General features: G+C 70.0%; 18 protein-coding genes and 2 pseudogenes. 10 read left to right on the top strand and 10 right to left on the bottom strand.

Features of this window, described 5'->3' with window-relative positions; all coding sequences use genetic code 11:
- Positions 1-446: 446 nt before the first annotated feature.
- On the bottom strand, positions 447-1,610 hold the full coding sequence (locus tag ACQPZW_RS31985) for an ISAs1 family transposase (protein ID WP_433788678.1): 1,164 nt from the start codon (positions 1,608-1,610) through the stop codon (positions 447-449).
- 494 nt (positions 1,611-2,104) lie between these two features.
- Between ACQPZW_RS31985 and ACQPZW_RS31980 the strand changes: the two genes are divergently transcribed.
- The 4 genes from ACQPZW_RS31980 to ACQPZW_RS31965 all read left to right on the top strand — a co-directional run bounded on the left by ACQPZW_RS31980 (position 2,105) and on the right by ACQPZW_RS31965 (position 6,024).
- Entirely contained in the window at positions 2,105-2,752 is a 648-nt protein-coding gene (locus tag ACQPZW_RS31980; RefSeq protein ID WP_433789739.1) for a hypothetical protein, read from the top strand.
- A gap of 23 nt (positions 2,753-2,775) precedes the next feature.
- Positions 2,776-3,870 carry an IS630 family transposase gene (locus ACQPZW_RS31975; RefSeq protein ID WP_433797674.1) on the top strand — a complete coding sequence of 365 codons (1,095 nt, stop codon included), beginning with the start codon at positions 2,776-2,778 and terminating at the stop codon, positions 3,868-3,870.
- 613 nt (positions 3,871-4,483) lie between these two features.
- Positions 4,484-5,677 carry a substrate-binding domain-containing protein gene (locus ACQPZW_RS31970; protein ID WP_433789738.1) on the top strand — a complete coding sequence of 398 codons (1,194 nt, stop codon included), beginning with the start codon at positions 4,484-4,486 and terminating at the stop codon, positions 5,675-5,677.
- Positions 5,656-6,024, top strand: coding sequence for a hypothetical protein (locus ACQPZW_RS31965; RefSeq protein WP_433789737.1), 369 nt, complete (start codon positions 5,656-5,658; stop codon positions 6,022-6,024). The genes ACQPZW_RS31970 and ACQPZW_RS31965 overlap by 22 nt, the downstream gene beginning before the upstream one ends.
- A gap of 511 nt (positions 6,025-6,535) precedes the next feature.
- On the opposite strand, the gene ACQPZW_RS31960 is transcribed toward ACQPZW_RS31965, so the two are convergent.
- From ACQPZW_RS31960 to ACQPZW_RS31935, 6 genes are read right to left on the bottom strand one after another with little or no spacing between them, the layout of a single operon-like run.
- Entirely contained in the window at positions 6,536-6,724 is a 189-nt protein-coding gene (locus ACQPZW_RS31960; protein WP_433789736.1) for a hypothetical protein, read from the bottom strand.
- A gap of 15 nt (positions 6,725-6,739) precedes the next feature.
- A complete protein-coding gene (locus ACQPZW_RS31955; protein WP_433789735.1) occupies positions 6,740-8,137 on the bottom strand; it encodes an acyl-CoA carboxylase subunit beta in 1,398 nt (465 codons plus the stop codon).
- Positions 8,138-8,186: 49 nt separating this feature from the next.
- Entirely contained in the window at positions 8,187-8,750 is a 564-nt protein-coding gene (locus ACQPZW_RS31950; protein ID WP_433797673.1) for a response regulator, read from the bottom strand.
- Between the two features lie 56 nt (positions 8,751-8,806).
- Positions 8,807-9,958: a sensor histidine kinase gene (locus tag ACQPZW_RS31945; protein WP_433789734.1), complete on the bottom strand. Its 1,152-nt coding sequence runs from the start codon at positions 9,956-9,958 to the stop codon at positions 8,807-8,809.
- On the bottom strand, positions 9,955-10,776 hold the full coding sequence (locus tag ACQPZW_RS31940; RefSeq protein ID WP_433789733.1) for an ABC transporter permease: 822 nt from the start codon (positions 10,774-10,776) through the stop codon (positions 9,955-9,957). The genes ACQPZW_RS31945 and ACQPZW_RS31940 overlap by 4 nt, the downstream gene beginning before the upstream one ends.
- Positions 10,773-11,618 (bottom strand): ABC transporter ATP-binding protein, encoded by an 846-nt coding sequence (locus tag ACQPZW_RS31935; RefSeq protein ID WP_433789732.1) that lies wholly within the window; start codon positions 11,616-11,618, stop codon positions 10,773-10,775. Before ACQPZW_RS31935 ends, ACQPZW_RS31940 begins: the two co-directional genes overlap by 4 nt.
- 138 nt (positions 11,619-11,756) lie before the next feature.
- On the opposite strand from ACQPZW_RS31935, the gene ACQPZW_RS31930 reads away from it, so the two are divergent.
- Positions 11,757-12,584, top strand: a complete 828-nt coding sequence (locus ACQPZW_RS31930) for a metallophosphoesterase family protein (protein ID WP_433789731.1) — start codon at positions 11,757-11,759, stop codon at positions 12,582-12,584.
- Between the two features lie 5 nt (positions 12,585-12,589).
- On the opposite strand, the gene ACQPZW_RS31925 is transcribed toward ACQPZW_RS31930, so the two are convergent.
- On the bottom strand, positions 12,590-15,352 hold the full coding sequence (locus tag ACQPZW_RS31925) for a helix-turn-helix transcriptional regulator (protein ID WP_433789730.1): 2,763 nt from the start codon (positions 15,350-15,352) through the stop codon (positions 12,590-12,592).
- Positions 15,353-16,041: 689 nt separating this feature from the next.
- Between ACQPZW_RS31925 and ACQPZW_RS31920 the strand changes: the two are divergent.
- The 3 genes and pseudogenes from ACQPZW_RS31920 (at position 16,042) to ACQPZW_RS31910 (ending at position 19,361) form a co-directional block, all read left to right on the top strand.
- Positions 16,042-17,027 (top strand): annotated as a pseudogene (locus ACQPZW_RS31920) (agmatinase family protein).
- Between the two features lie 19 nt (positions 17,028-17,046).
- On the top strand, positions 17,047-18,459 hold the full coding sequence (locus tag ACQPZW_RS31915; protein WP_433789729.1) for a class I adenylate-forming enzyme family protein: 1,413 nt from the start codon (positions 17,047-17,049) through the stop codon (positions 18,457-18,459).
- Positions 18,456-19,361, top strand: coding sequence for an ACP S-malonyltransferase (locus tag ACQPZW_RS31910; RefSeq protein ID WP_433789728.1), 906 nt, complete (start codon positions 18,456-18,458; stop codon positions 19,359-19,361). Before ACQPZW_RS31915 ends, ACQPZW_RS31910 begins: the two co-directional genes overlap by 4 nt.
- Positions 19,362-19,510: 149 nt before the next feature.
- Here the strand turns inward: ACQPZW_RS31910 and ACQPZW_RS31905 are convergent.
- Positions 19,511-20,839: pseudogene (locus tag ACQPZW_RS31905) on the bottom strand (flavin monoamine oxidase family protein); the annotation flags it as partial.
- A gap of 170 nt (positions 20,840-21,009) precedes the next feature.
- The gene (locus tag ACQPZW_RS31900) at positions 21,010-21,798 is read right to left on the bottom strand and encodes a carbon-nitrogen hydrolase family protein (protein WP_433789727.1); all 789 of its coding nucleotides are present in this window, start codon (positions 21,796-21,798) and stop codon (positions 21,010-21,012) included.
- A 153-nt stretch (positions 21,799-21,951) separates the two neighbouring features.
- Here ACQPZW_RS31900 and ACQPZW_RS31895 point away from each other — a divergent pair, with 153 nt between their 5' ends.
- Both ACQPZW_RS31895 and ACQPZW_RS31890 read left to right on the top strand, forming a co-directional pair.
- Positions 21,952-22,437, top strand: coding sequence for a PH domain-containing protein (locus ACQPZW_RS31895; protein WP_433789726.1), 486 nt, complete (start codon positions 21,952-21,954; stop codon positions 22,435-22,437).
- Positions 22,434-23,933, top strand: coding sequence for a PH domain-containing protein (locus ACQPZW_RS31890; RefSeq protein WP_433789725.1), 1,500 nt, complete (start codon positions 22,434-22,436; stop codon positions 23,931-23,933). The genes ACQPZW_RS31895 and ACQPZW_RS31890 overlap by 4 nt, the downstream gene beginning before the upstream one ends.
- Positions 23,934-24,013 lie beyond the last annotated feature (80 nt).

Raw genomic sequence — 24,013 nt, 5'->3', positions numbered from 1 at the left:
GAGCCGTCGTCAAACTCCTCACTGATCGGCATCGTCCACGCAGTATCGGAGCCTATGTTCGAGGCATTCCGGTTGATGATCTCTGTGAGCTCCTTGCCGAGCTCCGCGATGTGGTCACTGCAGCCCCGGTTACTTTGGCCCCCCAATGTGACGCGTGTGGGCCCAACCGTCTGATCGAAATCGCCAGCGGCGGCGTCGCCCGCTGCCCGAACTGCCATCCTCGCGCCCGAGCCCACCAGACCGCTTAACCTGGGCTGTTGATTCGGATGGAGCCGAGGCGTATCGAGGAATCCGGATTCGGGATGCGGCCGGATCCGTTAAGGACGAGCTACAGGATTGAGGTCCGAGGCGGCCGACCAATCGCCTTGCTGCTCACGCAGAGTGATGATCGCATTTGTGGGTTAACGTGTCCGAGGGGGGACTTGAACCAGGGCCCCGGCAAAGTCCTAAATGAGGCCGAGAAGTGCCAGTGGGCGGCTGCTGTCGCGGGCGTGGTGCCGGTTGGCGGCGGCGATGTTGGTGGTTCCGGCCGCTCGTAGCGCGCTGATGGCGGCGTCGCGGAGGGCTGCCATGACGTGTGGTCCGGTGCCGGTGCGGATTTGGCTGCGATCTTCGTCGTAGGTGACGTCGCGAACCCAGTGGATCTTGTTCTCGATGGTCCAGTGACCGCGGATCCAGTCAGCCAGCTGGGCCGGCTTGGCCTGGTGAAGGAGTAGGTCGGTGATGGCGTAGACGGTTTCGGTGGTGAAGCGTCGGGGCTGGTCGAGACGGCGTCTGCGGCGGCGGATCTGCAGGGCCTGGGCGGCGTGCGGGAAGTCGATGCCGGCCGCGACGGTCAGGATCTTCAAGGTGCGGATCTCTCGGCGGCCGTGGCCGCGGTCATCCTGGCGGGCAGCTTGCGGGACCTGTCTCCACGGCAGTCTTGAGAGTTGTTTGTGCAGGTGAGGCTGGTTTCCTTTGACGGTCAGGATCCAGTGGGCGCCGCGTTCGGCGAGGTAGTCGACGTGTTCGCGCTGGCAGTGCATGGCGTCAGCGGTGATCACGGTGTCGCGTAGGTCGCCGATCTGGTCGAGCAGCGGACCGAATCGGGTGATTTCATTGGTCTTGCCGTCGACATCAGTGCTGGCCAGGACGATACCGGCGTTCTGATCGCAAGCGGCCAGGACGTGTCGGGCGGTGCTGTCGCCGGTGCGGGATCCGCGCAGTGTCTTGCCATCGACCGCGATGGCCTGCCGACTCGCCGGGGTCTCGGCCCGGCCTGCGAGCCAGACAGTGATCGCGGTGGTCAGCAGCTGCGCGTCGAGGGCCTGCAAAAGCCGGCGGATCATTGCTTCGGATGGGCGCCGGCCAGGGGTGATGCCCAAGGTGAGAGCGGTCGTGGCCGGCACGTCGGCGACCCACTCGGCGATCGCGGTGTAGGAACGGCAGCCGGCGATCACCGCGCAGACCGCTGCGACAACCACCACCGTCAGCTGATGCCGGACCCCTCGCCGGGCCCGCGGATCGGGCAGCTCGGCCAGCGCTGCCACCAGCCCGCCAGCGGTTTCGGGCACGGTCAGAGCCGGTGTACAGGACAAAGAGGAGATCAGAGATGATGGCAGTGCGGGCATGACTCACTTCGGATAGATCATCGTGGCGTAGGAACCTTGATGATCTTCTGAATCGGTCATGCCCGTCTTGCTGCACCGAACAGCGGCGCTTCTACCCCAGTCCACTCAAGTCGGACACCACCACGACTTTGCCGGGGCCCTGGGACTTGAACCCCCACGGTCAATCCCTGCCTCGCCTTTTGCCTGCTGGTGGCGCTGAGGAGACCGAATGAGCGAACTATATGCGTCTGGACCGAAATGCATCCAGGTTCGCGTCGCAGGCAGCCAAGGCGATACCCAACTCTCCAAAGAGTAACGCGGAGACGAAGGCTCTTCTGATTTGGCGCGGCACCTGCAGCTCAGCGAGAGCACTGTCGGCATAGAGCCGGTACAGCGGATGCGGCATCAACCTACCCGGAAGGCCAGTCGAGCCTCCGCCGGTCGGTGTCACCAGTTGGCAACGATAATAATTCGTCGTGGACTCGCCTCGAGCTGAACGTCATCATAACGGCGACTTGACACTGCTCATTGAAACCGACGACGGCATACTCGCCCGGCGAATTCAACCCGCCCGCGCGCTGTCCACGGACGTCGAGGTCGGGCCCGCCGCTGAAGACGCCACCCGGCAAGCAGCCGCGACGTGGGGCCTACCCGACTTCGTTTTCCGCTCAATCCAGCAAGCCAGCGGGTCCGGTGTCAGGGAACTCGGCGACGCGATCCTCATGGCCGGCGATTTGGCCGCCGTGGTTCAGGTGAAGGCGCGCACCGAGCGCGGTCAGAACCTTCAGCGTGAACGATCCTGGCTCGACTCCCGTATCGTCAAGGCCGCACGCCAAGCGGTCGGAACCATCCGCAAGCTCGGCACCAAGCCCGCTATTACACTGATCAACGAACGCGACCGGGGCATCGAGATCAGACCCGCTGGCAAAACCTGGCTCTCAGTGGTCGTCATCGATCATCCTGGAGTGCCTGACTACGTGCCCCGCGAACACGCCACCGTGCTACTGCGGCGCGACTGGGACTTCCTATTCGATCAGCTTCGTTCCACTGTCGCCGTCCTGCAATACCTCAAACGGGTCGAGGGCCTGGATCCCGTGGCCTTAGGCGATGAGACCATTCGATATTACGAACTAGTGCATCGTGATTCTGTTGCCTTTACGTGATGATGGTGTGGTTGGCTGTCGGGGTGGCGTTGACGGCTGGCCAGACTGCTGAGCTGCGTGCGCTGACGACGAGTTCAGAGGTGTCGGCGGCGGTCGGGACGCGGGCACGGATCGTGTTGTGGCATGCCGAGGGTCGGCTGAAGAAGGACATCGCCGTGCTGGCGGGGGTGTCACGGCCGACGGTGGATCTGTGGCTCGGCCGGTACGCCGCCGACGGTGCGTCCGGGCTTCTGGCCGCGAAGCCTGGCGGGCCTCGTGAGCAGGTCAGCGCGGATGTCCGGTCGCGGGTCCTCGCGCTGACCCGGGCGACACCGCCGGCGGAGACCGGGTTGTCGCACTGGTCGACCCGGACGATGGCCGACTACGTCACCCGCACGTGCGGGACGAGCGTCTCGTATCACTGGGTGGCGAACCTGTGGCGCGAACACGGCCTGAAACCGCAGAAGCAAGGCACCTTCAAACTCAGCAGGGACCCCGCGTTCGCGGACAAGGTCGCCGACATCGTCGGCTTGTATCTGGACCCGCCGGGCGGGGCGGTCGTGCTCAGCCTGGATGAGAAGACCCAGATCCAAGCCCTGGACCGCACCCAGCCGCTGTTACCGATCGAGTTCGACCGGTCCGAGCAGCGCACCCACGACTACGTCCGGCACGGCACCACCAACCTGTTCGCCGCCCTGAACGTGAACACCGGCGAAGTGATCGGCGACTGCGTGCCGAGCAGGAACAGCGCCGCGTTCCTGACCTTCCTGAAGAAGGCCGTCGCCCCGCACGCCGGCCGCGAGGTCCATGTCGTGCTGGACAACCTGTCCACCCACACCACACCCGAGGTGACGGCCTGGCTGGACGCGAACCCGAACGTCCACTTCCACTTCACCCCGACCGGTTCGAGCTGGCTGAACCAGATCGAGACTTGGTTCGGCATCATCACCCGCCAGGCCATCCGCCGCGGCACCTTCGCCTCGGTGCAGATCCTCGTCCGCACCATCCGCGCCTACATCGCCTCCTGGAACAGCAACCCGCGACCCTTCACCTGGACCGCGACCGCCGACGAGATCCTCGCGAAAGTCCGCCTCACCCAACGCAACATCAAGAAACTCGTCGCGAAAAACTCAAAGTAAATCGATCAGCATCACGATGCACTAGCCGCCGCGGACGCCGCAGCTGCACCCGAAGCCATCGACCCCCATGTCGTCAAAGCCGGCGGCTACCAGCTCTCCACCCCACTGCTGCCCCAAGGCCCGCAGGGGGCTGATGTGCAACGAGGTGACAAGGTCGCGTGCGCCGTCGTTTGCGCGGTATAGACCGCTGTTCATGCGGGGATCCGGGGCTTCGTGCCCTTGCTGATGGAGCGAGAACTGGTCCCCCGCTCGATTTAGATCCGCCCGGTCATCTGCTCTCAATGACACGAGCCACCGGCGCGGTATTTCATGGTGTCAGCGAATCTGTCGGTCCGGGGGCTGCGTGCAGCGTGTAGAAATCTGGACGTCCACGTAGAGATCGGTGTCAGTTGGCCGCCGGATGCCCCGTCAGCCGAGGTGAGCGTTTCCTCACGAATCCGGACGCGACTTGGGGCCAGGCACATCGTCAAGGCGTGATCGCCTGTTCACTTGGCGCACTCCTGCGGGTCAAGTTCGGCGAGAAACATCGATGGACTGACGGTGTGGGCCCCTCGATGACCAACTGCCGGTCCTCGTCGTCTCCGGGGGACGTGGCAGGTGAGGAAGGGGACCGGTGGCGGTGTCGGTTCTGGTGGACTGGCTCAGTGCTCAGCAGGGGGTGGGCAGTCTGGTCGCCGCCCTGGTGCTGGCGCTCGGACTGACGGCGTTCAATCAGTTCCAGGCCCGGCGTAAGCGGGTGTTGTCGTTTCGGGTGCGGTTCAACTCGCCGCTGGGATTCAGCCCCGCCTACGCCCGGCTCGTCGCGCGGGTCATGGATCGGGAGAACGCCCATATCGCGGATCCGGCTCTGGTGGTGGCGCGGGTCAAGAACGTCGGCCGTACGGCTATCTCTCGGCACGACTACAAGACTCTGGAACTGGATTTCCCGGGCCGCCGGACCATCGCCGCGGGTTTCACGGAGGAAAAAACGGAAGCGCTGGGCAAGGAGTTCAAGGACTTCCAGTGGCAACTCGGCAGCACGACCCTGGAACTGCCGCGGGTGGATCTGAACCCGAACGAGGAGTACAAGGTCGTCGTCCTGCTCTCCAACGAGGGTGCAGGGCCGAACCCGCCGGCGAAGGCGATCGGCCGGCTGTCCGAGGGTGGGCTGGTCACCGCGGCGGATACGCCACGGACCCGGCGGACCACCATCGCCGGTGCCGCGGTGAGCACCTTGCTGGCCGGTGCCCTGGTGGCGACCCTGCTGTTCGCCAGTTCGCCGAGGAGAGCGGGCACGTCGGCCAGTGCGCCGGTGTGTGCTTCGGGTGAGCTGATCGTGGAGGGCTCCAGCGCGTTCGCCGGGATCGCGGCGCATCTGGCCGGGCAGTACATGTCCTACTGCGACGATGCGAAGATCACCGTGGTGGCGGCGGGCAGCTTCGAGGGCCTGGATCATCTGCAGAACGCCGCTCCCGAGCAGCGGCCCCGGCGGCTTGCGCTGGCTGACGGAAAGTTCATCGGGTTCGCCGATCTGGTACCCAGCCGTGGTCTGGCGGTCGTGCCGTACAGCGTGGTCGTGAACAACGGTGTCGCTGTCACCGACCTGTCCGTTGACGCGCTGCGCCGCATCTTCCGGGGTGAGGTCGCCGGCTGGCAGGACGTCGACGCGGCGGCGGACGCGGCGCCGATCCGGGTGGTGGCCCGTGACGACCGGTCGGGCAGCCGGCGGGCGCTGGAGACGTATGTCCTAAAGGACCGGCAGGCCGGTGCCACCAGCGACTCCTGCGATGTGCTGCGTGAGGGGGGGTGCTGCGCTCGCAGCCGGTGATCTGCGAGCAGACCACCACCAGCGACGTCCTGGTCAAGGTGCGGTCCCGGGCGGGCGCGGTGGGATACGTGGACACGCCCAACGCGCTGCTGACTCCCGGGGTGAAGCAGGTCCGGCTCGCTGGACGGGCCGCCACGATCGACGACATCCGAGCCGGCTATCCGTTCTGGACCGTGGAGTACCTCTACAGCTACGGCGACTTGGACAAGGCCGACCCGTTGACGCGCTCCTTCGCCAACTATCTGGTGGGCGCCGAGGCCCGCTCGATGATCGCGGCACAGCAGGACGCGCCGTGCGTGCGCGGTGACGGCACACCCGAGCCGCTGTGCACCACGCCACGGGAATGACGGACGAGCCTGATCGCGCCCGCCGGTCGAGCAGCGTCACGATCGACGTGTTCCGGCGGCCGGACCCGGGTTCGATCGTCGCAGGGTGCCGGTATCTTCTGCGCCGGCACGGGAACTGCCGCTGTGGTCTTTCAGACGAGCGCGAGGGCCGACGTTACTTTCTGTAATCGTTGTCGTGTTGCCGGCACTGCAGTTCTGGGTGCATGGCCAGATCGCCGGCCTGATCATAGTCAACCTCTGGTCAGGTGACGGCCATCTCCCGGCCACTTCTCGTGGCCGAGTATTACCCTTTTGCGCATTTAAGCGGCAGATGGTGCGGTTTCGCCGAGCGGTCGCGACCATCGACATGACCCGGTATACGCCGAGTCGTTCATCTGACTGCCCTAGGCTCGCAGCGTTGCAGGTAGTGCTTGATTCGCATGCCCTGCGTGATGGTGGTTGTCTGTCGAGAGGAGCCAGGCAGCCAGGGACGACGCCATGAACAACCGGAAGTAGCCGTATTCCGCGCACGTCACTTGAGGGCTTCCCCATGCACGCCGACGTAATAGAACTGCTCGATGCCCACCTCGCCGAACTTCAGGCCCTGCATCGTAGCCTCACGCAGGCCCGTCCCACCCGGCCGGGAGAACGTCACGACGCCGCTGTCGCGACTTTGCGATCCACCCGGCACTTCGCCACGGAGTTGGGGCTGGTCCTGCACGGCGACGGTGACGTGTCAGAGCGGGATGTTGCCGTGAGCACCGTGCCGCGGAGCGGCCTCGGCCAGGGCCTTCGCCAGCCAACGGCGGCTGTCGGCGGGCTCGATGACAGCATCGACCACACCGAGGGTCACCGCCCGGTCGAGGCTTCCGGCGGTCCGTCGCTGGTCGTCGATCAGTTCGGCCCGAAGAGCTTCGACCTCGTCGGCGGGCGTCGCAGCGAGTCGCTTGCGGTGCAGCACCGCGACCGCCGCCTCCGCGCCCATCACCGCGACCTCCGCTTCCGGCCAGGCGTAGACCGCAGTGGCGCCGAGTCCGCGTGAGTTCATCGCGATGTAGGCACCGCCGTACGCCTTGCGGGTCACCAGCGTGACCCTCGGAACGGCGGCCTCGGCGAACGCGTGCAGCAGTTTCGCGCCCCGCCGGATCACGCCGTCCCATTCCTGGGCCACGCCGGGCAGATAGCCGGGCACGTCGACGATCACGAGCAGCGGGATGCCGTGGGCGTCACACATCCGTACGAAGCGTGCGCCCTTCTCCGCGCTGAGCGAGTCGAGGCAGCCGCCTTTGCGCAGCGGGTTGTTGGCGAGCACACCGACGCTGCGGCCGGCGAAACGGGCCAGGCCGACGAGCAGGTTGCGGGCCCAGCCGGGCTGGATCTCGATCAGGCTGGTGCCGCCGCCGGGCCGGTCGTCGACCAGCGCCCGGACCAGGGGGCGTACGTCATAGGCGCGGCGTGCCGAGGCGGGCAGCAGCGTGCGCAGGTCGGTCGGCTCGTCGACCAGGGACGGGTCGAAGGCGGCGCGGTCGGTCAGCAGGGTGGTCAGATGGCGGGCGGTCTCGTACGCCTCGGCCTCGGATGCGGCGACCACGTGCGCCACCCCGGACTTGCGGCCGTGCACGGCGGGCCCGGCGAGGGTGGTGAGGTCGACCTGTTCGCCGGTGACGCTGCGGATCACGTCGGGGCCGGTGATCAGCATGCGCCCGGTGTCGGCCATGACCACCAGGTCGGTCAGCGCCGGGCCGTAGGAGGCCGCGCCCGCTGCCGGGCCGACGATCACCGACAGTTGCGGGATCCGGCCGGATGCGGCTGTCATGGCGGCGAACATCCGGGCCACGCCGTCCATCGACTCGACGCCGTCGGCGAGCCGGGCGCCACCTGAGTGCCAGATCCCGAGGACCGGGCGGCCGTCGCGCAGGGCTGTCTCGATGGCGGTGACGATGTGGGCGCAGCCGGCCGCTCCGAGGGCGCCGCCGATGCGGGTGGCGTCGGTGCAGTACGCGTACACCGCAATGCCGTTGATCGATCCGCTGACCGCGACCACGCCGCTGTCGTCGGCCGGGTGCAGCAGAACAATGTCACCGGGGTCGAGCAGCGCGCTGAGCCGGGCGATCGGGGCTCGAGGATCCTGCATGATGTCAACCTGCACCCCGGCGGCGGCTCGCGACACCCGTAGGGCACCCCTATTCCAGGATGCCGGACTGGACCGCGGCCATCACGGCGGCGGTACGGTCGGCGACGCCGAGTTTGGCGAAGATGCGCACGACGTACGTCTTGACGGTCGCCTCGGCGATGAGCAGCTCCCGGGCGATGTCGGCGTTCGTTTGGCCGCGGGCGATCAGGCGTAGCACGTCGATCTCGCGGTGCGACAGGATCTCGGTGCGGGGCCGGCGGGCCCGGTCCAGCAGCCGGCCGGTGACCGACGGGGACAGCACGGTCTCGCCGCGTGCCGCCGCCCTGACCGCCTGCGCGAGGTCGCCGGGGGGTGTGTCCTTGAGCAGGTAGCCGACGGCGCCCGCCTCGACGGCGCGCAGGATGTCGCCGTCGGTCTCGTACGTCGTCAGGATCACCACCTGGGTACCCGGTAGGCCGGCCCGGATCTCCGCGGTGGCGCTCACGCCGTCGCCGTCGGGCATGCGCAGGTCCATCAGCACGACGTCCGGCTTCAGCTCGTAGGCAGCCTGCACGGCGGCGTTGCCGGTGGCCGCCTCGCCGACGATGTCCAGGTCGTGGTCGTCGTGCAGCATCGCGCGGATGCCGGCGCGGATCACCGTGTGGTCGTCGACCAGCAGCAGTCGGATGGTCACGTGGGAACCTCGATTCGGATGTGGGTGCCGGCGCCGGGCACCGAGTCGATGTGCAGGGTGCCTCCGGCCTCGCGCAGACGGCGGCGCATCAGCGGCAGGCCGTGCCCGGCCGGGGTGGTGTCGGCGGCGAATCCGCGGCCGTCGTCGTTGACCTCCAACCGGATGCGGCCGGGATCGTGGGCCAGCAGCACCGTGACGCGGCGTGCAGCGGCGTGCTTGCGGACGTTGGTCAGCGCCTCCTGGGCCAGTCGCAGCAGCTCCACGTCGACGGCTCGGCCGGCCGGTCCGGTGTCCCCTTCGACGTGCAGGGTCGCGTCGATGCCGGTGAGCTCGCGGAGCCGGTCGACCTCGCGGACGAGTGCGTCGGAGAGGGACCCGGCGGTTGCCTCCGGCAGCGGTCGGGCGGTGATCAGAGCCCGCGCATCGGCCAGGTTGTCCCGCGCGGTGCCGGCCGCCAGCTCCAAGTGGCGGTGGGCACGGACCGGGTCGTCGTCGAGGGCGCCGAGGGCTGCCTGCAGCAGCATGATGGTGCTGGAGAGGCCCTGGGCGATGGTGTCATGGACGGCGTCGGCGACCTGTTCGCGTTCGGCGGCGCGGCCGGCCTCGTAGGAGACCCGGGCGAGTTCGGCGCGGGTTGCTTCGAGTTCGGCGATCAGCTCGCCGCGTTCGGTGCTCTGCCGAATGACCTGGCTGATCCAGATGCCGAGCACGACCGACAGTGACGCGGCGATGATGCCGGCGGCGCCGAGCAGCGTGTCGGGGGCGGTCGCCCACAGGCAGACCAGGTGCAGAGCGAGCACGATCACGGCGCCGGCGATCGGGCCGGCCGTCATGAACGCCGGGGCGCAGAGAGCGAAGACCAGAAAAGCGCTTCGGGGTACGGAGATGACGGCCGTCGCGAACAGCACCACGACCGTGACCTGGTAGAGCAGTGCCCGCCGGGTGCCTCGGGCGTGGCGGATCAGGCGTCGTCCGTACCCCAGATGGGCTGTCGTCAGAGTGACGAGAACCGCGACTGCGATGACCCGGTGAGGGTAGGCGGCGTCGCGGTCGATGGTCACGCCGGCGGCGGTGGCCACGGCGACCACGACGAAGTAGGCGTCCCAGAGTGGCTGCCAGCGCAGCCACTCCTCGGGGCCGCGACTCAACCGTCCTTCCTGCCCTGCCAGCGGAACGTCGTCAGGCACAGGATCAGACCTCCGAGGCACCAGGCGGCCAGGACCAGCGCGATCCGGCCGTGCTCCCAGGCGCCGGCGGCCTCGGTGGCGGCGGCCCCCTCCGGCAGGAACACCGAACGGAAGCCCTGCGCCATCCACTTCAGCGGGAACAGTGCGCCGACCTGCTGCAACGACTCCGGCAGCACGGTGATCGGGACGATGAAGATACCGGAGACGAACTGCAGGACGAGGAACGGAAGGTTGACGATCGGTGCCGCGGCGCGGACCGATCGGGGGACGCTGCTCATCGCGGTGCCCAGCAGCGCGCAACCGGTCACGCCGAGCAGGAAGACCCAGGTGAAGGTGAGCCATCGGGCCGGGTCGGCGGGTAGCGGCAGGTCGTAGAAGGCGGCGCCGACGGCGAGGACCAGCAGCACCTCGACGACGGTGGTGACCAGGACCAGCACGACCTTGCCGGCGAAGTAGGCGATCGGTGGCATCGGCACGCCGCGCAGCCGTTTGAGGGTGCCGTCCTCGCGGTCGCTGACGATGCTGGTGGCGAGGTTGACGAAGCACGTCGAGCCGATGCCGGCGGCGATCATGCCGGCGGCGAGCATTTGGCTGGCCGGTACGCCGCCGGCCGCGAGCTGTTTGTCGAAGATGGAGCCGAGCAGGGTGAGCAGCACCACCGGCAGCGCGAAGGTGAAGACAACCGCGGTGCGCTCGCGGAAGAACTGGCGCAGTTCGACGCCGGAGCGGGCGGCGCACAGCTCCCACGCCGACGGATCGCGCAGGGGCATGGTGGTCATCGCCGGCTTCCGATCAGGTCCAGGTAGACGTCTTCCAGGGACGGGCGGGTGACGGTCAGGCCGGGGATCTCGCCGCCCATCCGGTCGGCCAGTCCGGCCACCACGACGGTGGGTTTCGGCGTGCTGGTGTGCCGGTGTTCGCCGGCCTCGATCCAGCCGACCGTGGCTTCGGCGCTGTCGCGGCCGCCGAGGTCGCGGGGGGTGCCGACGGCCTTGATGCGGCCGGCGGTGAGCACCGCGACCCGGTCGGCGAGGGCCTCCACCTCGTCCAGGTAGTGGGTGGTGAGCAGGATCGTGGTGCCGTCCTGGGCGGACAGGGTCCGGACGAGCGCCCAGAACTGGCGGCGGGCGGCCGGGTCGAAACCGGTCGTCGGCTCGTCGAGGAACAGCAGGCGGGGACGGCCGACCACACCGATCGCCACGTCGACGCGCCGGCGCTGGCCGCCGGAGAGGGTGCGTACCTTCTTGCCGGCCTTCTCGGTGAGCCCAGTGAGGTCGAGGACCTCGTCGACCGTCCGCGGGTCGGGGTAGTAACGGGCGAAGTGCCGGACCGTCTCGGCGACGGTCATGTCGGCCATGTCCGAGGCGTTCTGCAGGACCAGGCCGATGTCGTAGCGCCAGCGCCGTGGGGCGCGTTGCGGGTCCTGGCCGAGGACCAGCACCTCGCCGGCGTCGCGTCTGCGGAAACCCTCGAGGATCTCCACCGTGGTCGTCTTGCCGGCGCCGTTGGGCCCCAGCAGCGCGAAGATCTCCCCTTCGGTGATGTCCAGGTCGACACCGTCGACGGCTCTCATGCCCGGGTAGCTCTTGCCCAGGCCGCGTACTCGTACCGCTTCTGTCACGGTGTCAGCATCGGTGGCGGCGGCGTCCGGCCGCGACGGCCGATCCACCGACAGGTGTCCATCGAGTGATGGACATCGCGGCCGGTGGGGGTCGGCTAGGGGTACGACGACCCGCGCCGCGCTGGTTAGCGTGGTCGAATGCCCGCACCGACGCTGTTCGCGATCAGTGACCTGCACATCGCGTACCAGGAGAATCGTGAGATCGTCGAGAGCCTGCGCCCGGAGGACGACGGTGACTGGCTGATCGTCGCCGGTGACGTGGGGGAGATGTTCGCCGATGTGGTGTGGGCCTTGCGACTGCTGGCCGGCCGGTTCGCCAAGGTGGTCTGGTCGCCGGGCAACCACGAGCTGTGGACGCCGCGGGAGGATCCGGTGACCGAGCGCGGCGAGGCGCGCTACCGGCGGCTGGTCGAGGCCTGCCGGGAGCTCGGTGTGGCCACCCCGGAGGACGAGTATCCGGTGTGGGACGGTGCCGATGGGCCGGCCGTGGTGGCGCCGCTGTTCCTGCTCTACGACTACTCGTTCCGGATGCCGGGGCACACCACCAAGGAGCAGGCACTGGCGTACGCGTACGAGACCGGCGTGGTCTGCACCGACGAGATCCTGCTGTACCCGGACCCGTATCCGAGCCGGGAGCAGTGGTGCTGGGCGCGGGTGGAGCAGACCCGGAAGCGGCTCGACGCGATCCCGGCCGGCCTGCCGACGGTGCTGATCAACCACTGGCCGATGGTGCGGGAGCCGACCCGGATCCTGCGGTTTCCCGAGTTCGCCCAGTGGTGCGGCACCGAGCTGACCGCCGACTGGCACGTCCGGTTCCGGGCGGCGGCATCGGTGTACGGCCACCTGCACATTCCGCGGACCACGTACTACGACGGGGTGCGCTTCGAGGAGGTGTCGGTCGGTTATCCGCGGGAGTGGCGGCGGCGCGGCACCCCGCCGGGGCGCCTGCGCCGGATCCTCGGCTGAGCGGTTCATGCCGGATCGCCGATCAGCGCACCGAACTTGATCAGCAGGTCGGCTCGGCGGGTGACGTTGAGTTTGCGGTAGACCTTGGTTAGGTGCTGCTCGACGGTGCTCACCGTGACGTACAGCTTGGTGGCGATCTGCCGGTTGGTGCTGCCCTGCGCGGCCAGCGCGGCGACCCGGCGCTCGGCGTCGCTGAGGGAGTGGAACGCCTCGGTGTCGCCCGCGTCGGCGACGGCCAGGGCGTTGTCGTCGACGTCCGGCAGCAGCACCTTGCGCAGGGCGTCGGCCTGGCATTCGCCGGCCACGTCGTAGGCCTTGCGCACGGTCAGCCGGGCGCGCTGGAAGTCGCCGAGCGCACGCTGGGCGCGGCTCAGGTCGGCCAGCGCTTGGGCCAGGCCGAGCCGGTCGCCGCAACCGCGGAACATGGTGGTCGCGTCACGTAGCAGGGCCGGGCGCTGCACCGGGGCGACCGTGGCGGCGAGCACCCGTAGGGCGGCGGCCTTGGTGCGGCTGGGTTCGGCGCCGAGCTGGGTGAGCTGGCTCTCGGCCAGGGTGCGGGCGCGTTCCGGCTGCTCCAGGGCCAGGTGGGCGTCGGCGGTGAGGACCCGCCAGGGGACGATGGCGGGCAGGTCGAGGTTCCAGCGGGCCATCAGGTCACCGCAGGTGGTGAAGTCGTCGAGGGCGGCGGCGGGACGGCCGGTGGCCAGGTAGTAATGGCCGCGGGCCTGCAGGTAGGACAGTCCCCACACGGTGCGGAACATCGCGTCGGGCACCGGCTGGTCGAGCTGCCGGCGGGCGGCCTCCAGGTCGCCGCGGCCGAGGGCGGCCATGATCAGCGCGCTGAGCGGCACAGCGATGGCCGGTCCCCAGCTCGCCGGGGACATCTGCCCGAGGGCGGCCTCGGCGTAGCGCTGGGCGTCGGCGAGGTGGCCGGCGCGCAGCGCGATGTCGGCGCGGACGCCGAAGAGCATGGCCTGCCAGGACGGGGCGCCGAGCTCGCTGGCCTGGGCGATCAGCCGGTCGGTCCAGAGGGTGGCGGTCTCCAGGTGGTCGGCGTAGACCAGCACGGCCAGCGCGGCGGCCAGCGCGGCCGGGGTGCCGGGGCCGAGCTGGGCCCGGGGCAGTGACTGCTCGGCGGCGGTCACGGCAGCCGTGTTCGGGCCTTTGATCAGCACCGTCTCCAGGGCGTGCGCGATCGCGTGGCGGGTGCTGACCATGCTCTCCGGGCTGCGCCGGGTGACGAGTGGCCCGTCCGGCTCGTCGGGGAGCAGCCCCGGGTACAGGTAGCGGGCCCACACCGTGAGGAAGCGGATGTCGGCGGTGGCGTCCGGGCCGGGCAGGCCGTCGATGACCTGAATCGCCTCGGCCGTGTTGCCCAGCCACAGCAGACAGTGCGCCACGGTCACGCGGGCCTCGACGGTGAGCCGGCCGTCCTGGGCGGCGGCGGCCAGCTGCCCGAGCCGGTGCCCGGCGGTGGCCGGGTCGGTACGCCACTCGGCCTGCATCAGCGCGACCTTGAGGGCGGCCCGCTCGCGGGTGTCGGTGGTGCTGTCGTGGGCCAGGCGCAGCAGGGTCAGGCCCCGGTCGGCGTCGCCCCCGGTGAACAGCCGGTCGGCGGCCTCGACCAGCAGCGGTCCGGCCCAGTGCGGCGCGTGACCGGCGGCGAGCAGGTGCTCGGCGACCGGCAGCGGCGTGGAGCCCTCCTCGTGCAGCAGCCGGGCGGCCCGCAGGTGCAGGTCGGTCAGCGTGGCTGGGGCGAGGTGGTCGAGGACCGCCTGCCGGGCGTGCGGGCGCAGCTGGCAGCCGTCGACGAGCAGGCCGGCGCGCTCCAGGCCGCGCAGCGCCCGGCGGGTGGCGGCGGTGTCCACGTCGGCCAGCCGGGCCACGGTCAGCGCGCCGGCCGGCGGGCGTTCACCGAGGACCGCGGCGGCGGCCAGGACCAGCTGGATCTGCGGGTCGCACCGGTCGACGTAGCGGCGGACGGCGGAGGTGTAGGCGCGGCCGGGCCGGACCTGGCCGTCGCGGTCCAGGGCGGGGGCGCCGGACTCACGCAGGTCGGTCATCAGGGTCCGGGCCAGCAGCGGGTTGCCGCCGGTGGCGCTGGCGCAGGCGTCGACCATCGCGTCGGCGGGCGGGGCGCCCAGGGTGGCGGCCAGCATCTCACCGATGCCGTCGCGCGACAGCCGGGGCAGCGTGTGGTCGTGGGCGGCAGACTCGAGCAGCTCGGCGTGCAGGTGCGGTTCTGCCGGCTCGACGAGCTCGCCGCTGGTGACGACCATCAGGATCCGGGCGGTACGGATGCGGCGGGCCAGGTAGACCAGGCAGTGCAGCGACAGCGGGTCGACGTGATGCAGGTCGTCGACGGCGATCAGCACCGGCACTTCGCGGCTGGTGGCCAGCAGGGCCGCGGACACGTTGTGCAGCATGGTGGGCAGGCCCTGACCGGGGACCAGGGTGCCGCCGGCGTGCCGGACCGCGATCCGGTGGGCTTCGCGGACCAGCAGGATCCGGTCGGCCTCGGGGACCGGGAGCTCGTGGCAGAGCTGGTTGATCACGCTCAGCGGCAGGGCCCGCTCGGCCCGGGTTCCGATGGCCTGCATGGTGACGAAGCCCGCCGCGGCGGCGCGCTGGACGAACTCGCCGAGCAGCGTGCTCTTGCCGCTGGCCATCGGCCCGGTGATGGCCACCAAGCGGCCGTGGCCGGCCTGGCACGCCGCCATCGTGGTCGCGAAACCGGCAACCTGATCTTGCCGTTCGACAAACACCATGACTGGCTTCCCCCGAGGTAACCGCCCGTTTTCCTGGGCGCTGTAATCCGATTAAAATGAGGGTGATACGAATCTCACGAGCACATCGTCGGGCTCCGGACGTGTGATTCATATCGACTATGGAAATGCCATGAGCCGCCATGATCGGCGGCGACAGTATGTCACTGTAAAGCGGACGCAAGCAATGAAGCACTGAGGTCACGCGCAGACGCAGTCTTCGTGCATCCGGGCATAATTAGGACAACTTACCGTTGCGTGGCGGTGTTGAAACGACCCTTGACCTGCGGCGTCTGTGTTTGAGTGTCTATCGCTTCACTTGTGTCCGACCGGAACCAGTAATGGGAGATGAACCGCTTAACCAAGGCTTTCACGTAGGTGAATGCGATGTGGATGCCGGCTGAAACAGGCCACGTGAAGAACAGGACGCGACGATCCTTCAAGTCCATAGTGGAGGCCGGTAGGGGGAGTCCTGGGGTTGGCCCCGTATTCGCCGCCTCGTAACGTCCGCCCGGCTTGGAAGAATTGCCATCCGACCTATTCGGGATGAGGACGACAGCGTGACGGAGAGCGGCGCGGCCGAGGCCTGGCAGATTCCGGTCGATCGATCGCAGGCGCCGGCCCGCGAGCCCGGCCCGATCGACCTGCGGCGAAACTTCCTCCAGGCCGCCTACTCCGGGATCCCCACCTTCATGGGCACCCCGATCTGCCTCGACCAGGAGGACCTGCGCGCCGGCGGCGTCGACGTCGCCGTTCTCGGGGTGCCGCTGGACTCCTCCTCCGGGCACCGCGGCGCCGCCTACGGCCCCCGGGCGATGCGTTCCGACGAACGCTACCTGTTCAACACCCCCGAGCTGATGGTCAGCGCCAGCACCCGGGTCAGTCCGTTCAACACCCTCAAGGTGGTCGACTACGGCGACGCCGCGGTCGACATCTTCAGTGTCGAGAAGTCACTGCCGTCGATCGCGGCGACCGTGCGCGAGGTCGCCGACGTCGGCGCCGTCCCGGTCATCCTCGGCGGCGACCACTCCCTGATGATCGCCAGCGTCGGCGCCCTGGCCGAGCTGTACGGCCCGGACAAGATCGGCGTCGTCCACTTCGACGCCCACCCCGACTGCCACGAGCACATCTTCGGCCACCGAATCACCCACGGCACCCCGATCTGGCGGCTCATCGAGGAGAACCGGATCCCCGGCAAGAACTTCGTCCAGGTCGGCCTGCGCACCCCCACCGGCCCCGACGACCAGCTGTTCAACTGGATGCGGCGGCAGGGACTGCGTACCCATTTCATGGTCGAGATCGAACGGCGGGGCTTCACCGCCGTGCTCGATCAGGTCATCGAGGAGATCCTGGACGGGCCTGAGTTCGTCTATCTCTCCCTCGACATCGACGTGCTCGACCCGGCCTACGCCCCGGCACCGGCACCCCCGAACCCGGCGGGCTCACCCCGCGCGAGCTGTTCCCGGCCTTCCGCCGGATCTGCGCCGAGACCAATGTGATCGGCATCGACGTCGTCGAGATCGCGCCGCACCTGGACCCCGGATACACCACCACGATGAACGCGCGCCGGGCCATCTTCGAGGGCCTGACCGGCCTGGCCATGCGAAAGGCCGGGATGACCAGCGCCGACTACGTCAACCCGATCGCCTCCGGCCAGCTCAAGTTCCCGCTGACCTGACCGCAGAAGGACGGCCCCCATGACCGCCACCGTCTTCGCCCCCGACTCGGCCCAGTCCCTGCACGACCTCGAGCGCACCGCCGCCCGGGTCGCCGCGGTGCTGGCCGGGCACGGCGTCCACCCGGGCACCCGGGTGATCCTCAAGGCCGACAACTCGGCCGCCTGGGTCACCGTGCTGCTCGCCCTGGCCCATGCCGGCGCCTCCATCGTGCTCGTCGACCACCAGGACAAGGCCGACGAGACCACCCGCATCCAGAGGCTCACCCGCGCCGCGCTGACGATCGTCGACGATGACGCCGTTCCCCCCGCCGACGGCCCGGTAGTGTTCGTCTACCAGCTGCTCGCCGCCGCCACCGCTCTCCCCGTCCCGCAGCTGGACGGCCCGCTGGACCTGGACATCTGGCGTGCCCTGCCGGACGGGCTGATCATGTGGTCGTCCGGGTCGACCGGCGTGCCCAAGGGTGTGGTCAAGACCGGCGCCCGCTTCCTGCGCAACCTGGAACGCAACGCCGTGCAGATCGGCCACCGCCCCGGCGACGTGCTGCTGCCGCTGCTGCCCTTCTCCCATCAGTACGGCCTGTCCATGGTGTTCATCGCCTGGCTGGTCCGTTGCTCGCTGGTGATCGCCCCGTACCGGCGTGCCGACCGGGCCCTGCGAATGGCCGCCCAGACCGGCGCCACCGTCCTCGACGCCACACCGTCGACGTACCGCAGCATCCTCAACATCGTCACCCGGCGGCCCGACCCGATGGCCGAGCTGCGCACCGTCCGGCTGTACTGCAGCGGCGCCGCCCCCCTCGACCCGACCCTGGTCGACCGGTACGTGGCACTGTGCGGCAAACCGCTGCTGGACAGTTACGGCAGCACCGAGCTGGGCAACGTCGCGTTCGCCACCGAGGACAACCCGGTCGCCACCGGACAGCCGGTCGAGGGCATGGGCGTCCGGATCGTCGACAACGAGGACATCGTGCTCGGCGCCGAGGAGATCGGCGAGATCGAGGTCGACTCACCCGACCTGATGGAGGGCTACCTCGACACCGACGGTGAACTCGACCTCGCGCCGCGCGGGTGGCGGCGCACCGGCGACTTCGGCCGCCTCGACAAGGACGGCAACCTCTACGTCCACGGCCGCAAACTGGCCGTGCACCGGATGGGCTACACCCTCTACCCCGAGCTGATCGAGGCGCGGGTCGCCGAGGCCGGCTGCTCGGCCAAGGTGATCGCGGTCCCCGACGAGCGGCGCGGAAGCTCACTGGTGTTCTTCGTCGAGGACGAGACCGGCGCCGACGCCGGCCACTGGCGCGACCGGATCTGCGCGGTGCTGCCCGCCTACGAACAGCCCAACCGGGTCGTCGTGCTGGACCGGCTGCCGCTCAACCGCAACGGCAAACCCGACCGCAAGGCCCTGGAGAACCTGGCGGCGGGCGAATGACCTCGGCGATCGTCTTCCCCGCGCTCTCCCCGGTCCGCCGCCGGGACCTCGGCACCTTCCTGATGATCCATCCGTACGCCCGCAGGCGTCTCGCCGAAGCCGACGAGGCCCTGGGCTACCACCTGGCCGACGCGCTGGCCGCCGCCCCCGACGACGACTACGCCGAACCGGTGCAGGTCGCCGTGCTGGTGGCCTGTCTGGCGCTGGCCGATTGGTCCACCGACTGGCTCGGCGCCGACCCCGCCTACTGTGTCGGCCCGAGCTTCGGCGAACGCGCCGCGCTGGCCTACACCGGCGCGCTCGGCTTCGCCGACACCGTGCTGCTGGCCGGCGACATCGCCCGTACCGAGCGGGAGTTCTTCGCCACCGAGCACCGTGACGTGGTCACCCACTCGTTCACCCGGGTCCCCGCCGGCCGGCTGGCCGAGCTGCTCGACGGCCTGGCCTGGCATGAGATCTCCGGCCACCTGGACACCGACTTCCACATGGTGTCGCTGCGTGACGGCGAGCTCGAGCCGTTCAAGGCCGCGATCAGCGAGGCCGGCGGCTACTCGCTCTACACCATGCGCCCGCCCGCGCACGCCGCCGTCTTCGCCGGCCTGCGGGAGCGGATGGCCGCCGTCTACGACCGGTATCCGCTGGCCGCACCGCGCCTGCCGATCGTGTCCTACCTCGACGGGTCGCTCGTCACCGGTGTGGACGAGCTGCGGGCGAGCCTGCTCGACGGGTTCGTCCGCCCGATCGGCTGGCTCGACACCGTCACCGCGCTGCGCGGCCATGGCGTGGACCGGCTGTGGGTCGCCGGCCCCGACGCGATGTTCTCCCGGCTGCGGGTCACCGCCGACCACTTCGGTGTCGAGCTGTGCGACCTGCGGCGGGCGCTGGTGCGCCCGCGTCGCTGATCAGTACGGCAACTCGATCGGGGCGATGCCGGCGAAGGCGTCGCCCGGGCCGGGGTTTCCCGCGGGGTACGGCCACCGAGGTGGTTCAGCACCCCCCAGACCGCGTTCAGAGCCGTGGTGACGGCGCCCTCGGCGAACCCACCGGTCCACGACACGTCATCGCCGGCCAGGAACACGCCGCGCTGGCGTACCGGAAGTGTGTCCTGCATGAAATGGGTGAACAACCGCCGCTGATAGCGGTAGTGGCCCGGCAGGTTGGCCTTGAACGCGCCCATGAAGTGCGGCTCGTTCTCCCAGGTCACGGCGATGGGCGGGGCGATGATCCGGCTGCGGACGTCGACCGACGGGTAAATCCGCCGCAGATGCCGCAGCATCACGTCGAGCCGTTCGGCGGCCGGCAGCGCCGACACCTTCAGCGAATCGTCGTTCCAGGTGTATGACAGGCACATCACCCCGGGCTCGCCGGGCCCCTCGTCAAACAGGTACACGCTGCGCGGCGCCCGGTCGGTGAGCGTCATCCCCATCGCCGGCCGGCCGGTCAGCTCGTCGACCTCGTGCCAGAACGGCCGGTCCACCAGCGCGAACAGCTTCGACCCGCCCATGTAGTGGGTGCGCTCGATAGCCGACCACACGCCGGTCGGGAACAGATCCTCGTCGGTGTCGATCCGCGACGTCAGCAGACGCACCTGCGGGGTCAGCACGGCCGCCAGGAACTCCCCGGCGCCCTGCGCGGTCTCCACCCGGACCCAGCCCCGCGACCGCGACAGCCGGGTGACCTCCGGTCGTGGCCCGTCCGGATGCAGCGACGCCAGCGACGTGCCGGGCGGCCAGTGCGCGGGCCGGTCCACGGCATGCTCCCACAGCCGCAACGGCAGTTGCTGAGCCCCACCGACCAGGGTCTGGTGGTCGCCGTCGGCGTCGGTGTAGACGACCCGCAGGATCTCCAGCATGGAGTTCGGGAAGTCGGTGTCCCAGCCGCCCGAGCCGAACCCGACCTGCCCGAACACCTCCCGGTGCCGGAACGAGGCGAACGACGGCGACGACGCCAGGAAACCGTAGAACGACTGGTCGTCCAGTAACGGCACCAGCCGGTTCCACAGCGATTTGATGGCCGCCACGTCCCGGTGCCGGATCGCCGAGTCCATCGCACCGAAGTCCGCGCCCTCCTCCAGCGCCTTGCGCCACGCCTCGTTGACCTGCTGGTACAGGGCGGGCAGGTCATCGGCGACGCGGGCGAAATGCCGGTCGCCGTTGACGTCGACCACGGTCTGCGGGGTGGCCGGCGCCAGCGGGTTCGGGAACGGCCGGGTCGTCAGGCCGACCAGGTCGACGTAGTGGAACAGGGCGGTCGCCGACGGCGGGAACCGCATCGCGCCCAGCTCCGCCGCGGTGTCCGGATGCCCCGGGAAGCAGGCGGTGCGCATCCGGCCGCCGAGCTGCTCGGCCTCGAACACCACCGGGCGCAGGCCCAGCCGCATCAGCTCATAGGCGGCGACCAGCCCGGCGATCCCGCCGCCGACGACCGCGACCGGCGTGCCGTGCATGTCCGGCGGGACGATGCCCAGGCCGTCGGGGTGGGCCAGCCAGCGGTCGTAGCCGAACGGGAAGTCCGGGCCGAACATGGTGATCGGGGGAGCGGCCAGCAGCGTCACCGGGCACCGCCGTACAGACCGGGGCGGCGGTCGGCCAGATACGGGGTGACCCGGCGGGCGGCGGTCAGCGCGTCCCGGTCGAGGTCGGCGATCAGCAGCGGGCCGGACTGCCGGGCCCGGGCCGCGCCGTCCGGGCCGACCACGGTGCTCAGCCCGCAGTAGCCGTCCGGGCTGGGGCTGTGCCAGTTGACGTAGGCGATGAACAGCTGGCTCTCGAAGGCGCGGGCCGGGACCAGGGTGCGTGCCACGAACTCCCACGGCCGGACCAGGGCGGTCGGCACCACGAGCAGTTCGGTGCCGGCCAGTGTGTGCGCGCGGACCGTCTCCGGGAACTCGATGTCGTAACAGACCAGCAGGCCGACCGTGAGCCCGCCGAGCTTCGCCTGCACCACCAGGTCGTCGCCGGCGGTGAACACCGAGCGGTCGATCTCGCCGTACAGGTGAGTCTTGCGGTAGCGGGCCGTGACCGTGCCGTCGGCGTCGACCAGGTGCACGCTGTTGTGGACGGTGTCGCCGGCCCGCTCCGGCCAGCCGTAGACGATCGCCAGCCCGTGGCGGGCCGCGATCGCGGCGACCGCGGCCGTCAACGGCCCGTCGGCGGGCTGGGCCAGCTCCACCGTACGGGCCCGGCCCAGGTGGTAGCCGGTGGCCGACATCTCCGGCGTGACGAGCAGGCTCGCCCCCGCACCGGACGCCGCCGCGGCGACCTCCGTCAACCGGCTCAGGAAATCGTCGTGATGCGAACGGCCGGCGACCCAATCGGGTTGCCAGCACGCGATTCGCATTGTTTCCGAAGCATTCACCGATGGTTCGCCTCTCGCGAATTCGAGCAGCCGGCGAGACATGCCGCCAGAATTGCTACCGGCCACCGGAAATGGCGGCAACCCCTACCCACCTCGGATACCCCAGTCGATGTACGGCCGTTTATGCTCGGGCCCGTGGAATCGATACGGCGGCCCGGCAACCGACTGGACCGGCGTGCGGTGCGCTGGTGGATCGCCCAGGCCGCGGTGTTCGCGGTGCCCCCCGTCGCCGTGCTGGCGCTGCTGACCGCGCTGATCGCGCCGGCCCGCTTCTGGCTCGGCGTCAGCACGGCCGTGGTCGCCGCGATCGGGCTGGCGTACCTGGTGGTCATGCCGCTCTGGCGCTACCGGGTGCACCGCTGGGAGGCCACCGGCACCGCCGTCTACGCCCGGTCCGGGTGGCTGTGGCAGCGCAGCCGGATCACCCCGATGGCCCGCATCCAGACCGTCGACACCGGCAGCGGCCCGATCCAGCGCATGTTCGGACTGGCCGGACTGGTCGTGACGTCCGCGTCGGCGGCCGGCCCGGTGCGCATCCAGGGCCTCGACCGGCAGGTGGCCGCCGACCTCGCCGAGACGCTCGCCGCCCGCGCCCAGGCCGCCCCGGGAGACGGGCAGTGACCTGGGAGCGCCTCGAGCCGCGGATGGTCGCGGTGAGCCTCACCTGGCTGGTCCCGCCGCTCGGCACCGCCCTGCTCACCCTGCTGCTCACCGGCGGCGATCCCGACCTGGCCGCGCTGATCACCCTCGCCTCGATCGCCGCGACCTTCGTCGTCATCGCCGTGATCTTCGCCGTCCGGGTGGCCACCACCCGCTACCGGCTCGACGGCGACCGGGTCGAGGTCCGCTCCGGTCTGCTGTTCCGCCGGCACCGCACGATGCCGCAGGACCGGATCCGCAGCGTCGACGTCACCGCCACCGTCCTGCACCGGCTGCTGCGGCTGCGGGTGGTCCGGATCAACCCGGGCTCCCAGGCCGAGTCGGACAGCCGCCAGCTGGTCCTCGACGGGGTGAGCGTGGCCCGCGCCGAGTCACTGCGCCGGCTGCTCGACCCGGGCGACACCGGCGGCGACACCACTCTGTCCATGCTGACCTGGCGCTGGCTGCGATACGCGCCGCTGAGCGTGTGGGGCGTGGCCGGGGTCGGCGCGGTCCTCGGCGGGTTCTTCCGGCTGCTGGACTCGCTGCGGATCAACCCGGCCGACGTGGGCTTCCTGCGGTCCATCTGGTTCGGGCTGGCCGGACTGCCGTTGGGGGCGGCGATCGGCGTACCGCTGCTGGTGATCCTCGCCCTCGGCGCGCTCACCTCGCTCAGCACCTTCGTGGAGAGCTGGTGGGGCTACCGGCTGGACGCCGTCGGCGACGCCCTCGACATGCGACGCGGCCTGTTCAGCACCCGGTCGGTGTGGCTCGACCGGACCCGGCTGCGCGGCCTGCAGATCAGCGAGCCCCAGCCGCTGCGGCTGGCCCGGGGCGCCCGGCTCAACGCGATCGCGATCGGCCTCGGCACCCACGAGGACCGGTCCACCTCGAACAAGAGCGCCCTGCTACCGCCCGCGCCGAAGGCCGAGGCGCACCGGGTCGCCGCCGGCATCCTCGGCGAGGACCCCGGCTTCCTCACCGGCCTCACTCTGGCCGGGGCGCCCCGCGCGGCCCTGCGCCGCCGCCTGACCTGGGCCGTCAGCGGCATCGCCCTGCTCGAAGCGCCGCTCGTGCTGCTCGGCGCGCTGCTGACCGACGTGCTGCTGCACATCGCCGGGATCTCCGCCGCGATCCTGCTGCCCCTGGCCGTCGCCGCGGCCGTCGACGCCCACCGCAACCTCGGGTCGGGGCTGCACGGCCGCTACCTGGTCACCCGCTGCGGCACCTACAACCGGCGGACCGTCCTGATCGACACGTCAGCCGTCATCGGCTGGGGCATCGACCAGTCCGCCTTCCAGCGGCGGGCCGGCATCGCCACGTTCGTGGCCATGGTCGGCGCAGGCCGCAGCGGCTACCGAATCCGCGACGTCCGGGTCGCCGACGGCCTCGCCCTTGCTCGCGCCGCCACCCCCGGAATGCTCGACGAATTCCTCGAAACCGCACCTGAGGAAAACAAACCCGTAGGGGTCCGCTAGGGGATTTCCGCCTCTCGGCACACCGCTAGCCTCCGCGAATAGTGTGGGCTATTGCTGTTCTTTGCCGAATGGTGGGCGCG

It is taken from the genome of Actinoplanes sp. CA-252034 (assembly GCF_050956125.1).
GTDB lineage: Bacteria > Actinomycetota > Actinomycetes > Mycobacteriales > Micromonosporaceae > Actinoplanes.
The sequence above is the reverse complement of the archived record's forward strand: the minus strand, read 5'-3'. Positions and strand labels throughout refer to the sequence as shown.

Excerpts from the sequence above, each read along its gene's own strand:
- ACQPZW_RS31985 (WP_433788678.1), bottom strand. The coding sequence starts at position 1,610 with ATGCCCGCACTGCCATCATCTCTGATCTCCTCTTTGTCCTGTACACCG.
- ACQPZW_RS31955 (WP_433789735.1), bottom strand. The coding sequence starts at position 8,137 with ATGCAGGATCCTCGAGCCCCGATCGCCCGGCTCAGCGCGCTGCTCGAC.
- ACQPZW_RS31950 (WP_433797673.1), bottom strand. The coding sequence starts at position 8,750 with ATGCTGCACGACGACCACGACCTGGACATCGTCGGCGAGGCGGCCACC.
- ACQPZW_RS31940 (WP_433789733.1), bottom strand. The coding sequence starts at position 10,776 with ATGACCACCATGCCCCTGCGCGATCCGTCGGCGTGGGAGCTGTGCGCC.
- ACQPZW_RS31930 (WP_433789731.1), top strand. The coding sequence starts at position 11,757 with ATGCCCGCACCGACGCTGTTCGCGATCAGTGACCTGCACATCGCGTAC.
- ACQPZW_RS31925 (WP_433789730.1), bottom strand. The coding sequence starts at position 15,352 with ATGGTGTTTGTCGAACGGCAAGATCAGGTTGCCGGTTTCGCGACCACG.
- ACQPZW_RS31915 (WP_433789729.1), top strand. The coding sequence starts at position 17,047 with ATGACCGCCACCGTCTTCGCCCCCGACTCGGCCCAGTCCCTGCACGAC.
- ACQPZW_RS31910 (WP_433789728.1), top strand. The coding sequence starts at position 18,456 with ATGACCTCGGCGATCGTCTTCCCCGCGCTCTCCCCGGTCCGCCGCCGG.
- ACQPZW_RS31900 (WP_433789727.1), bottom strand. The coding sequence starts at position 21,798 with ATGCGAATCGCGTGCTGGCAACCCGATTGGGTCGCCGGCCGTTCGCAT.